Annotated in this window: 11 protein-coding genes; 5 read left to right on the top strand and 6 right to left on the bottom strand. The window is 66.2% G+C overall.

Going from position 1 to position 11,594, the window contains the following annotated elements; translation table 11 throughout:
* Positions 1-115 precede the first annotated feature (115 nt).
* On the top strand, positions 116-649 hold the full coding sequence (gene purE / locus M1248_RS09720) for a 5-(carboxyamino)imidazole ribonucleotide mutase (RefSeq protein WP_317148208.1): 534 nt from the start codon (positions 116-118) through the stop codon (positions 647-649).
* 12 nt (positions 650-661) lie between these two features.
* Positions 662-1,825, top strand: coding sequence for an acyl-CoA dehydrogenase family protein (locus M1248_RS09715; protein WP_317148207.1), 1,164 nt, complete (start codon positions 662-664; stop codon positions 1,823-1,825).
* 3 nt (positions 1,826-1,828) lie between these two features.
* Here the strand turns inward: M1248_RS09715 and M1248_RS09710 are convergent, their stop codons facing one another.
* Genes M1248_RS09710 through M1248_RS09700 form a run of 3 tightly spaced genes read right to left on the bottom strand, consistent with a single transcriptional unit; the run spans position 1,829 to position 5,437 of the window.
* Positions 1,829-3,241 (bottom strand): multicopper oxidase family protein, encoded by a 1,413-nt coding sequence (locus M1248_RS09710; RefSeq protein ID WP_317148206.1) that lies wholly within the window; start codon positions 3,239-3,241, stop codon positions 1,829-1,831.
* Positions 3,242-3,263: 22 nt separating this feature from the next.
* Positions 3,264-3,968, bottom strand: a complete 705-nt coding sequence (locus M1248_RS09705; RefSeq protein WP_232076405.1) for a TIGR03089 family protein — start codon at positions 3,966-3,968, stop codon at positions 3,264-3,266.
* 2 nt (positions 3,969-3,970) lie between these two features.
* Complete coding sequence (locus tag M1248_RS09700; RefSeq protein WP_163736151.1) at positions 3,971-5,437, bottom strand: LCP family protein; 1,467 nt, start codon at positions 5,435-5,437, stop codon at positions 3,971-3,973.
* A 67-nt stretch (positions 5,438-5,504) separates the two neighbouring features.
* On the opposite strand from M1248_RS09700, the gene rfbD reads away from it, so the two are divergent.
* Genes rfbD through M1248_RS09685 form a run of 3 tightly spaced genes read left to right on the top strand, consistent with a single transcriptional unit; the run spans position 5,505 to position 8,390 of the window.
* A complete protein-coding gene (gene rfbD / locus M1248_RS09695; protein ID WP_163736154.1) occupies positions 5,505-6,386 on the top strand; it encodes a dTDP-4-dehydrorhamnose reductase in 882 nt (293 codons plus the stop codon).
* Between the two features lie 22 nt (positions 6,387-6,408).
* The gene (locus M1248_RS09690; protein ID WP_317148205.1) at positions 6,409-7,317 is read left to right on the top strand and encodes a glycosyltransferase family 2 protein; all 909 of its coding nucleotides are present in this window, start codon (positions 6,409-6,411) and stop codon (positions 7,315-7,317) included.
* Positions 7,314-8,390, top strand: a complete 1,077-nt coding sequence (locus M1248_RS09685; RefSeq protein ID WP_163736159.1) for a sugar phosphate nucleotidyltransferase — start codon at positions 7,314-7,316, stop codon at positions 8,388-8,390. The genes M1248_RS09690 and M1248_RS09685 overlap by 4 nt, the downstream gene beginning before the upstream one ends.
* 24 nt (positions 8,391-8,414) lie before the next feature.
* On the opposite strand, the gene M1248_RS09680 is transcribed toward M1248_RS09685, so the two are convergent.
* The 3 genes from M1248_RS09680 to cofD are packed head-to-tail and all read right to left on the bottom strand — an operon-like array spanning position 8,415 to position 11,316.
* On the bottom strand, positions 8,415-8,984 hold the full coding sequence (locus M1248_RS09680; RefSeq protein ID WP_163736161.1) for an NUDIX hydrolase: 570 nt from the start codon (positions 8,982-8,984) through the stop codon (positions 8,415-8,417).
* Positions 8,981-10,321, bottom strand: coding sequence for a coenzyme F420-0:L-glutamate ligase (locus tag M1248_RS09675; RefSeq protein WP_163736165.1), 1,341 nt, complete (start codon positions 10,319-10,321; stop codon positions 8,981-8,983). Before M1248_RS09675 ends, M1248_RS09680 begins: the two co-directional genes overlap by 4 nt.
* Positions 10,318-11,316, bottom strand: coding sequence for a 2-phospho-L-lactate transferase (cofD, locus tag M1248_RS09670; protein ID WP_317148286.1), 999 nt, complete (start codon positions 11,314-11,316; stop codon positions 10,318-10,320). The genes M1248_RS09675 and cofD overlap by 4 nt, the downstream gene beginning before the upstream one ends.
* Between the last annotated feature and the right edge of the window lie 278 nt (positions 11,317-11,594).

Below are 11,594 nucleotides of genomic sequence, written 5' to 3'. Positions count from 1 at the left end.
AGCGCTTGCGCGAAGAGAGACAACCCGATGAGCGCTTGCGCGAAGAGAGACAACCCGATGAGCGCTTGCGCGAAGAGAGACAACCTGATGAGCGCTTGCGCGAAGAGAGACAACCATGAGTGACGGCACGACGCCACGCGTCGGCGTGATCATGGGTAGCGACAGCGACTGGTCGGTGATGGAGGACGCGGCACTTGCGCTGGCCGAGTTCGACATTCCGTTCGAGGTCGGCGTCGTGTCGGCGCACCGCACGCCCGATCGGATGCTGGATTACGCGAAGTCGGCCGCCGCGCGCGGCGTCGAGGTGATCATCGCCGGTGCCGGCGGAGCCGCGCACCTGCCGGGCATGGTGGCTTCGGCGACGCCGCTGCCCGTGATCGGCGTTCCGGTGCCCCTGGCCAAGCTCGACGGTCTCGATTCGCTGCTGTCGATCGTGCAGATGCCCGCCGGGGTGCCCGTAGCGACCGTGTCGATTGGTGGCGCCCGCAACGCCGGGCTGCTGGCCGTGCGGATTCTCGGGTCGTCGGATGCCGCGCTGCGCAAGCGCGTCGAGGATTTCCAGAGCGCGCTGTCGGACATGGTCCTGCAGAAGGACGAGGCTCTGCGTGACCGGCTGCTCGGCCGGGACGGTAAAGTTACCGACGAGTAGCAAGGAGTTGTCATGGCCATCGGAAACCCGTCGTTCGACGCTTTCAAGCTTTCTGAAGAGCACACCGAGTTGCGCGCGGTGCTGCGCGACCTGTGTGACAAGGAGATCGCTCCGCACGCCGCGGACGTCGATGAGAAGGCGCGCTACACCGACGAAGCCGAAGCGGCGCTGACCGCGGCCGGCATGGCCGCGATCCACATCCCCGAGGAGTACGGCGGCCAGGGCGGCGATTCGGTGGCCGCCTGCATCGTCATCGAAGAGGTCGCGCGGGTGTGCGCGTCGTCGTCGCTGATTCCGATCTGCAACAAGCTCGGCACCATGGGCCTGCTGCTGCGGGGGTCCGAAGAACTCAAGAAGCAGGTGCTGCCGAGCATCGCCGCCGGTGAAGCGGCGGCGTCGTATGCGCTCTCCGAGCGTGAGGCCGGTAGCGATGCGGCGTCGATGCGGACCCGTGCGCGCCGCGACGGAGACGACTGGGTGCTCAACGGCGCCAAGTGCTGGATCTCCAACGGCGGGCACTCCACCTGGTACACCGTGATGGCGGTGACCGATGCGGACAAGGGCGCCAACGGGATCTCGGCGTTCGTCGTGCACAAGGACGATCCCGGGTTCGCGGTCGGCGCCAAGGAGCGTAAGTTGGGCATCAAGGGGTCCCCGACGACAGAGCTGTATTTCGAGGACTGCCGCATCCCGGGCGATCGGATCATCGGCGACGAGGGCACCGGCTTCAAGACCGCACTGGCCACTCTCGACCACACCCGCCCGACGATCGGTGCCCAAGCTGTCGGCATCGCCCAGGGCGCGCTCGAGGCTGCGATCGCATACACCAAGGAGCGCAAGCAGTTCCGTCAGCGCATCGCAGATTTCCAGGCGGTGCAGTTCATGCTCGCCGACATGGCGATGAAGATCGAGGCGGCCCGGCTGATGGTGTACACCGCTGCCGCGCGCGCCGAACGCGGCGAGCCCGATCTCGGATTCATCTCCTCGGCGGCCAAGTGCTACGCGTCCGATGTCGCGATGTCGGTGACCACCGATGCGGTGCAGCTGTTCGGCGGCTACGGCTACACGGTGGACTTCCCCGTCGAGCGGTTCATGCGCGACGCCAAGATCACGCAGATCTACGAGGGCACCAACCAGATTCAGCGTGTGGTCATGTCGCGCGCCCTGCTCAAGTAGGGATCAGCCGGCGTACTGGAGAAAGAACGCCATCCTGGCCTCGAGGTGATAGGTGTTGTGGCAGTGAGTGATCCACTTGCCGGGATTATCGGTGTCGAAGTCCACATCGACGGTCTGCAGCGGCGGCACCAGCACCGTGTCCTTGCGCGCCTTCGGGGTGTCACCGTTCATCACCTGGAATGTGTGGCCGTGTAGATGGAACGGGTGAAACATCATCGACTCGTTGATGTACCTGATGCGGACCCGCTGATTCGGCTGCACCGTCACCCCATCGCGCGGCGGGTCGTACAGCTTTCCGTTGATCGGCCAGTTGTAGCCGTCGACGGGTCCGGCCAGGCGGGCGTCGATGATCTGGTCGGGCTTTTTCGCGGGCAGCGTCACCTCCGGCGCGGGTGACAGCGTCGCGGTGTCCAGCGGCGCCTGCGTCCCTACCGACGCCACGAACTCGTCGACGTTCACTGCGGCGGGCTTGTTGTCGACCCGCATGTTCAGCTGGGCATGGCCCGGCTTGCCGTAGGGCACGGCGATGACCGGCCGCGACTCGTCGACGGCGATGATCGCGTCGAACCGCTCACCCATGCCAAGGAGCACGGAGTCCGCCTGCACGGGAACCACCGGGAAGCCGTCGGTCTGAATGACCCGCATGGACGTGCCGGGTACCGCCACCCGAAACGCCGTGTCGGAACCCGCGTTGATCACCCGCAGCCGAATCCGTTGGCCCGTGCGGTAATCCGCAACCTGGGGATCTTTCGCGGCACGGCCGTTGATGATGAAGTAGGGGTAGGTGACGTCGCCGCCGTCTTGGCCGAGCGGAGTCGTCGGCGTCACGCCGGGGCCGCCTGGTTCCATCGGCTTCATCCCCGTCTTGCGCAGATTCTCGAACACCTGGTCGGGGTTGGTGCCGGTGCCGTCGATCCAATCGTCCAGCACGACAACGAGTTCGTCGTCGTAGTCGACCTTCTCGTCGGGGTCCTCGACGATGAGTGGCCCGTACAGGCCGCGGTCCAGTTGGGTGCCGACATGAGAATGGAACCAATAGGTTCCGGCGTCGGGCACCACGAAGTCGTAGGTGAACGTCTGACCATTGGCCACCGCCGCCTGCGTCAGGGGCGGTACCCCGTCCATATCGTTGACAATCGCGATGCCGTGCCAGTGCACGGTGACGTCCTGGGGCAGGGCATTGGTCAGTTCGGCCCGGAGTCGCTCCCCCTTGCGCAGGCGAATTTCACGAGCGGGCACCTGCTTGTTATAGGCCCAGGTGCGAAGCGTAGCGCCGGCGAGGTCGAGGTCGGACTCACCGGCCGCCAGAGAGAGGTTCGCCGGTCCGGCTGACGGTGTCTGCGACTGCGAGCAGGCCGTTGCTACGCCCGCCACACCCAACGCGCCCACGACCATGAACTGACGCCGACTGATCATGATTCAGCGTGGCATCGTTCGCTCAACCGCGGGTGATCTTCTCCATTTGTCTGCGGCGACCCATCGCCGCGGCATCCTGATTCGCCACCTGCACCAGCGATGCACCGGCCGCGAAGACTGCGAGCAGATTCTTGGTCAGGTGGTTGGCGTGCGTCCAGTCGGCCGTCGACATCACGCGGTCGTCGGCCGTGAGCCCCTGTTCGGCAGCGGACGCCTGCGCGTCGGACACCACGTCGGCCGCCGACCGGCCCTCGAGCGCTGCACCGGGATGGCGTTCGGGGATGATCTGGTCGCCGTGTACACGCACCGCGGTGGCGTAGTCGGTCACGCCCACGGGAAGATCGGGCGCCGGCTTGCCGAACGGATCCAGCGACAGCACGGCGATCTCGCCCACTCCGACGGCGTCGTCGGCCTCGTCGAGACGATCCGCGGTACACAACGCGATGTCGGCTTCTCCGGCAGTGACGACTTCGGCGCCGATCCACCAAATTCCGAACAGCACGGCCGCGGTCTGCCAGTGCGCGGGCAACAGCACCGCGACCCTGCTGGACGGACCCGCGCCCAGTTCGTCCCGCAGGAGGTTGCCGGTCTTGGCCGCCCAGTTCCACAGTGTGGCGGTGGATAATTCGATGCGCTCACCGGTCGCGTCGTCGTAGTAGGTGATCCGCGGACCGGCAGGATCGGATGCCATGAGCGGATCGAGGATCGCCGAACTGACTGTGCTCACAGCTAGTTGACGCACTCCGGGTCGTTCGAGCCTGCGGTGATGATCGGCGACGCCAGTGGGTCTTCCGCCGTTGAGCCGGCCGCTACGGGGTCGGCGGTGGTCAGCGTCGGGTCGATGCCGTCGAGGCCCGAACCGGGACCCGTGTAATCGGCAGCGAGGACCACCCGTACCGAGCCGGGCGCCACCGACGCGTCCTCGACGATCGGCAGTCCGCCCAGATCCTTGGCAATCGCCTGCGCGCCGAGGTCATCGGCCTTGGCCGCCTGCACCTGGCTGCCCGTGACCGGGGCACCTTCATGGTTTCCGGTGCTGCCCGGGGAGAAGCCCTTGTTGGTCAGCACCTGTGAGACCGCGGAGGCCAGACCGTTGACGTCGCTGGCGTTGACCACGTCGGCGGTCGTCTTCTCGGGCGTGTAGGCCAATTCCTCGGTCTTGCCCTCGTCCTGGTCGTGCAGCAGGCTGTCGACCCAATCCTTGACCTCGCCCGCGTCGACCCGCACCACGCTTTGCATGCCGTCGTCACTCCAACCGTTCTCCTGCAGCACGGGAATCGTGGCGAAGGCGACGTTGCCCGCGGCCAGCTTTTGCAACTGTTCGGCGAATTCCATGACGTCCCAACCGTCGGACAGCACGACAGAGCGCTGCACCGCGTCCTCGAGCCGGTTCAGCGTCGCCGGGCTCGACAGTGTCTTGCTCGAAATGACTTCGTGGGCAAGCGATGCCATGACCGCCTGCTGGCGCACCACCCGGTCCAGGTCGCCGCGGGGCAGATCGTGACGCTGGCGAACGAAGCTCAGCGCTTGCGGACCGCTCAGCTTCTGCCAGCCCGCCGGAAAGTCGGCACCCGAAAGGGGTTCGTAGACAGGGTTCGTCAGGCAGACATTCACGCCGCCGAGAGCGTCTGTGATGAGCGAAAACCCGAGCAGCCCGATCTCGGCGTAGTGGTCGACGGTGACGCCGGTCAGGCTGGCCACGGTCTTGATCAACGCCTCGCGGCCGGCTTCGATGGCTTCCGGTTCGGCTTGCGCCTTTTCCATACCGTCCTGTTCGACCAGCTCGACGAGCTTCTCGAAATGGGCCGAGCCGTAGACCCCGTTGATCTTCATCTTGCCGACCCCGGGCGCCTCGACGTAGGAGTCGCGCGGTATCGAGATCGCGGTGGCGGACTTACCGTTGTTGGGAATTCGCACCAAGATGATCGTGTCGGTATTGGTCGCCTCGTCATCGCCTGCCCGCAGCGTTGCGAGTTCTTCCTGGCTCAACGGGTTTCCGTGCGCATCGGTGCGGCTGTCGACACCGACCAGCAGGATGTCGATCGCACCGTCTTCACCGCCCCCGCCCAACGAAATGGGGGAGATGTGGTTGATGCCTGACTCGAACGATCGGATCTTGCCCCAGGCGACGCCGGTGCCGACGACGATCGCCAGTGCCATCGACACGGCGATGACACGAAGAGTACGAGCGGGCATCAGCCCAGGTTACTTGCGATAAGGGCGCAGAGCCGGTAGCCCGGGTCGGCGTGCCAGACTCGTCACCATGGGTTTCCAAGAATCTGCCCGAATCGTTATCTCCGGTGCCGGTGGCATGGTCGGACGTGAATTGGCAGCTCAGGCGCGCAGTCGGGGCCGCGAGGTACTGGCGCTGACCTCGTCAGAGTGGGATATCACCGACGCGCCGGCGGCCGAGCGATTCATCGAATCGGGTGACGTGGTGATCAACTGTGCCGCCTACACCAAGGTCGACGCGGCGGAGTCCGACGAGGAGCGCGCCCACGCCGTCAACGCCGTGGGGCCCGCCAATATCGCGCACGCCTGTGCCCGCGCGGGCGCAGATTTCATCCACATCTCCACCGACTACGTCTTCTCCGGCCCGAAGCGCACCCCGTTCGAGATCGACGACGAGACCGCGCCGGTGGGCGTTTACGGCCGCACCAAACTCGCTGGTGAGTTTTCGGTGCTCGCCGCGATGCCCGATGCGCACATCGTCCGGACGGCGTGGATCTACGAGGGCGGTGACGGCAGCGACTTCGTGGCGGTGATGCGTCGTCTTGCCGCCGGGGATCAGACCGTGGACGTGGTGGCCGACCAGGTCGGCTCGCCCACATACGCCGCCGACCTGGTGGGCGCCCTGCTCGAGGTGGCAGAGGGCAACATCCGAGAGCCGGTGCTGCATGCCGCCAACGCGGGCGAAGCCAGCCGCTACGAGCAGGCACAAGCGGTCTTCGAGGCCGTGGGAGCCGATCCTGCCCGGGTGCGCCCGGTTGGCACCGACCGCCATCCCAGGCCAGCCCCGCGGCCGCAGTACTCGGCGCTGTCGGCCCGGCTGTCCGCCGATGCCGGGCTGACTCCGCTGCGGCCTTGGCGTGAGGCGCTCGCCGCGGCGATCGCGGACCACAGCCCATTAACCTCTACGCCGTGAAGCATGAGTTGGTAGCCGTCACGTGAGTGACGAGCTCGTAGTGGTGACGGTGACCTATTCGCCGGGACCGCATCTGAACCGGTTCCTGGCGTCGCTGTCGCATGCCACCGACCGCGCGGTGACGGTCATCATGTCCGACAACGGGTCGACCGACGGTGCGCCTGAAGAAGCGTTGGAGCACTATTCCAACGTGCGCCTGTTGCGCACCGGAGCCAACCTGGGTTACGGCAGTGCGGTGAATCGTGCCGTGAACGAGTACCTGAAAGGCGGCTCGGCTCAAGCGATCTCGGGGGACTCGGAATTCTTCATCGTCGCCAACCCCGACGTGCAGTGGGGTCCGCACAGCATCGACATCCTCATCGACGCCGCATCACGCTGGCCGCGCGCGGGTGCTCTGGGGCCAATGATCCGCGACCCCGACGGCACGGTGTACCCGTCGGCGCGACACCTGCCCAGTCTGATCCGGGGCGGTATGCACGCGGTCGTCGGACCGCTGTGGCGGTCCAATCCGTGGACCGCGACCTACCGGCAGGCCAGGGAGCGTCCCAGCGAACGTGCCGTCGGTTGGCTGTCTGGGTCTTGTTTGTTGCTGCGGCGGGCTGCGTTCGACGAGATCGCGGGGTTTGACGAGCGCTACTTCATGTACATGGAGGACGTTGACCTGGGAGATCGTCTGGGACGCGCGGGCTGGCAGAATGTGTACGTGCCGTCAGCCGAAATTTTGCACGACAAGGGTCACGCGACAGGACGGGATCCTGCCCGCAACCTGGCCGCCCACCACACCAGCACCTACACTTTCCTTGCGGATCGCTATCCGCACTGGTCACAGGCGCCTCTGCGATGGACAATCAAGGCCGCTCTGGCTGCGCGCGCTGGCCTGGTCGTGCGCAATTCCCGGCGCAAACAGGCGAAGGGGGGACGGGTCCGATGAACCCTGCGGAAGTAGATGCCGTCATATTGGTCGGCGGTCTGGGCACCCGATTGCGCCCATTGACGCTGTCGGCACCCAAACCGATGCTGCCGACCGCGGGTTTGCCGTTCCTCACCCACCTGCTGTCGAGGATCGCCGATGCCGGCATCGAGCACGTCGTCCTCGGCACGTCGTACAAGGCGGCGGTCTTCGAGTCGGAGTTCGGTGATGGGTCCAAGCTCGGGCTGCAGATCGAATACGTCGTCGAGACCGAGCCGTTGGGCACCGGCGGCGGCATCGCCAACGTGGCGTCCAAGCTTCGGCACTCCAATGCGCTGGTTTTCAACGGCGACGTGTTGTCCGGCGCTGATCTGCGCGCGCTGCTGGACAGCCACGAGAACAACGACGCCGATGTCACTCTGCATCTGGTTCGAGTCGGCGACCCCAGGGCATTCGGTTGTGTGCCAACTGATTCCGACGGTGTCGTCACGGCGTTCCTGGAGAAGACACAGGATCCGCCGACAGATCAGATCAACGCCGGATGTTACGTCTTCAAGCGCGAGGTCATCGATCGCATCCCGAAGGGGCGTGCGCTGTCCGTCGAACGCGAGGTGTTCCCGGGCTTGCTCGCCGACGGCCTGCGGGTGTGTGGCTACGTCGACTCCACGTACTGGCGGGACATGGGCACGCCCGAAGATTTCGTGCGCGGATCGGCCGATCTGGTCCGCGGTATCGCACCGTCACCCGCGCTGCACGGGCACCGCGGTGAGGAGCTCGTCCACGACGGGGCGAGCGTCGCGCCGGGTGCGCTGCTCATCGGCGGCACGGTCGTCGGTCGAGGCGCCGAGATCGCCGGTGGTGCCCGTCTGGACGGTGCGGTGATCTTCGACGGCGCCAAGATCGGCGCAGGGGCGGTGATTGAGCGGTCGATCATCGGCTTCGGAGCGCGCATCGGACCCCGCGCGCTCATCCGCGACGGTGTGATCGGCGACGGCGCCGACATCGGTGCGCGCTGCGAGCTGTTGCGCGGTGCACGGGTGTGGCCGGGGGTCACGATCCCCGACGGCGGCATCCGCTACTCGACGGACATCTAAGCGGTTGCGAATCCGGCGCGCTAATCAACCGTCGCGGTGCGTGTGCGCGCCGAATTCGCGGATTCGCCGAGCCGCTGCCGCCAACTGGGTGAGGCCGAAGTCGACGTCGTCGGGCAATGAGTCCAGTCGCCACCACCGAAGGTCCAGTGACTCGTCGCTGCGCGCGATTTCCGCGCCTGCGGGCGCACGCACGATGAATTGCATATCGAGGTGACGGGTCGGCACACCCAGCGAACATGTGACCGGGTGTACGTGCAACGCGGCCAGTACCGGATCGATCTGCAGGCCGTCGATGCCCGACTCCTCGGTGGCCTCCCTCAGCGCCGCGGCGACGATGTCGGGGTCGGATTCCTCGCAGTGCCCGCCCAGTTGCAGCCACCGGCCGAACCGTGGGTGGAGCGTGAGGAGCGCGTGGGTTCCGGTGTGGTCGATCACCAACGCCGAACCGGTCACGTGCCCCGGCTCGCACGACCGCAGGCAGCCGTCGGGGCGCGCGGCCAGGAACGCCAGCACGGCGTGGCGCAGCGAGTCCTGACCGGGATCGGGTGCATGCCATTCGGTCAACGCCTGGACCGCCGACGCGTGCAGGGTCACTTGCGCACCAGCAGATCGTCGGTCGGCACCGGATCGCGTGGTCCCGGCTGCTCAGGCGGGAAACCGATCGCGATGGCGCCCAACGGCTCCCAATCGGCCGGCAGGTCGAGCTCGTCGCGCACCAGATCGGCGGCGAAGATCGTGGACCCGATCCAGCAGCTCCCCACACCGCGCACCGCCAGCGCTACCAGCAGGGCCTGCACGGCGGCCCCGACCGCGACGGTGAACATCGTGTGCTCGGCAGCGGTGCGGTCGGCGTCGGGATAACTGTGCGCACCGTCGGGCACCATGAACGGGATGACGAGTTCTGGTGCGTCGTAGAGGATCTGGCCACGACCGAGGCGGCGTTCGACGGCATCGGCTGGTCGGCCATCACCGGTGAGATCGGCGCGCCACTTCTCCTTCATTCGATCCAGAAGTGCCAGTCGCCGGTGCGGGTCCTGTATCCACACGAACCGGACCGGCCGGGTGTGGTGCGGTGCGGGAGCGGTCAGCGCTTCGCCGATCGCGGCCTCGATCAGCTCGGGTGGCACGTCCTGGTCGGTGAAAGTGCGCACCGACCGCCGCAACAACTGGGTCTGACTGCGACCGAGCGCAATGGCCTCCTCGGTGCCCAGCCAGAACAGATCGTCCTCGCCGGCGCGCACCAGGCGACGGGCATTGGACCCGTCATCCGGCAGGGACAACCCGCGTACCACCGCGACCGGGATGTCGGTCAGCTTGCCCTTGACGAGATCGGCCGCCGCGGCGATCTCGTCGGCGACCGCGATCTCGGTGACGATCAACTCGTTGCCGTGCCGATCGCGCGACCCTTCGTAGCCGTGCAGCACGCGCAGTCCCGCTGCGCCGATCGCGACGTCGGTCTGCCCGTTGCGCCACGCACGCCCCATGGTGTCGGTCACCACCACCCCGACGGTGACTCCGAGGTGTTCGCGTAAACCGCTTCGCAACTTCGCGGCGCTGGCATCGGGATCCGTTGGCAGCAAGGCGAGTTCTGCCGAGTCGACATTGGAACCGTCCACCCCGGCCGCTGCCTGCACCAGGCCGATCGCGTTCTCGGTGATCAGTGTTCTGCCCTTACGAGCCAGCACGCGTACGGCTTCGGCGTCGATCAGTTTGCGTCGCAGGATGTCTCGTTGTTCGGCGTCGACGGGTGCATCGACGATTCGGCCCTCGCATTTGGACATCACCTTGCTGGTGACCACGAGGATGTCGTCGTCGCGGAGCCAGGGTGCGGCCGTGGCGATTGCCTCGGCAAGGTCATCTCCTGGACGAAACTCGGGCAGCCCTGGCACGGGCAGGATTTCGACGGCTGCTGCGGATCCGTGTTCGGTCATCGCCGTGGATCCACTTTCAGCCCGGCGACCTCCACTCCGGCGCGCACCATGTCGGCGGTCGTCGCCGGATCCTTCATCAACAGCGGTACGGCGCGCACCTCGACACCGTCGATCTGGGCATGGTCGCCTTCGTGGATCAGCCAGGCGTCGAGGATGCCGGTGCCGCTGCGCGCCCCGTAGTGGATGCCGACTGCTTCCGAGGTGCTGTCCACACCGATGACAGACAGACATTCGTCGGCCATGCCGCGCAACGGCTTACCGTCGATGATCGGGGAGTAGCCGATGACCCGGGCCGTCGTCGTGCGCAGAGCGCCGCGAATGCCGGGAATGTTCAAGATCGATCCGATGCTCACCACCGGGTTGGACGGGGCAATCAGTACGACGTCGGCGGTTTCGATGGCCTCGACGACGCCGGGACCGGCACTCGCCGCCTCGGCACCGACGAAAGCGAAACTGTGGGTGGGTACCTGCGCGCGGTATCGCACCCACCATTCCTGGAAGTGGATCGCCTTCTTCTCGCCGTCCCCGGGATCGGTGATCACGACATGGGTTTCACTGCGGTCGTCGCTCGCGGGTAACAATCGTGCACCGGGTGACCAACGGCCACATAACGCTTCGGTCACCTGTGACAGCGGATAGCCGGCGCGCAACATCTGGCTGCGCACAAGGTGGGTGGCCAGGTCGCGGTCGCCGAGGCCGAACCAGTCGGGCTGCACACCGTAAGCGGCGAGTTCTTCCTTGGCATGCCAGGTTTCGTTGCGATGACCCCACCCGCGTTCGGGATCGATGCCTCCACCCAGCGTGTACATGCAGGTATCGAGGTCCGGGCAGATCCGCACACCGAACATCCATGCGTCGTCGCCGACGTTGACGACGGCGGTCAACTCGTGTGCCGACGTCCCCGAATCCTGGAATTGGCCCAGCCCCAACAGGTGCTGTACGCCGAGCAGGAAGCGGGCGCCGCCTACGCCGCCAACCAGAACCGTGACCTTCACAGTGACCGACACTAGGCCGTCGCGCGCGAGCTGGGGCACGTGGCCGAGGGGTGTGACAGACACGCCGATATTCCGACGCGCCGAATTCCGGTCACGGAATGGTATGAATTTCTGTTCCAACGCTTGACCACGGCTGCTAGCGCGTGTGTAATCACACCAGTGTCATTTCGCGGTTGGCCAGCCGGTTTCGGTGTCGCAGACCGAGATTCGATCATATGTTCGAATCGGAAATGGCCGCACAGTAAATAGTGGGGCTCAAAGTTACGGATCTACGACAT

Origin of the sequence: Mycobacterium sp. 29Ha, assembly GCF_032883055.1 — a bacterium.
GTDB lineage: Bacteria > Actinomycetota > Actinomycetes > Mycobacteriales > Mycobacteriaceae > Mycobacterium > Mycobacterium gallinarum.
Note: the sequence above shows the minus strand (reverse complement) of the source record. Positions and strands in the feature narration are given on the sequence as shown.

Bases quoted from the DNA above. Each gene is read 5' to 3' on its own strand.
- M1248_RS09710 (WP_317148206.1), bottom strand. From the start codon at position 3,241: ATGATCAGTCGGCGTCAGTTCATGGTCGTGGGCGCGTTGGGTGTGGCG.
- M1248_RS09685 (WP_163736159.1), top strand. From the start codon at position 7,314: ATGAACCCTGCGGAAGTAGATGCCGTCATATTGGTCGGCGGTCTGGGC.
- M1248_RS09715 (WP_317148207.1), top strand. From the start codon at position 662: ATGGCCATCGGAAACCCGTCGTTCGACGCTTTCAAGCTTTCTGAAGAG.
- M1248_RS09675 (WP_163736165.1), bottom strand. From the start codon at position 10,321: ATGACCGAACACGGATCCGCAGCAGCCGTCGAAATCCTGCCCGTGCCA.
- purE (WP_317148208.1), top strand. From the start codon at position 116: ATGAGTGACGGCACGACGCCACGCGTCGGCGTGATCATGGGTAGCGAC.
- M1248_RS09700 (WP_163736151.1), bottom strand. From the start codon at position 5,437: ATGCCCGCTCGTACTCTTCGTGTCATCGCCGTGTCGATGGCACTGGCG.
- rfbD (WP_163736154.1), top strand. From the start codon at position 5,505: ATGGGTTTCCAAGAATCTGCCCGAATCGTTATCTCCGGTGCCGGTGGC.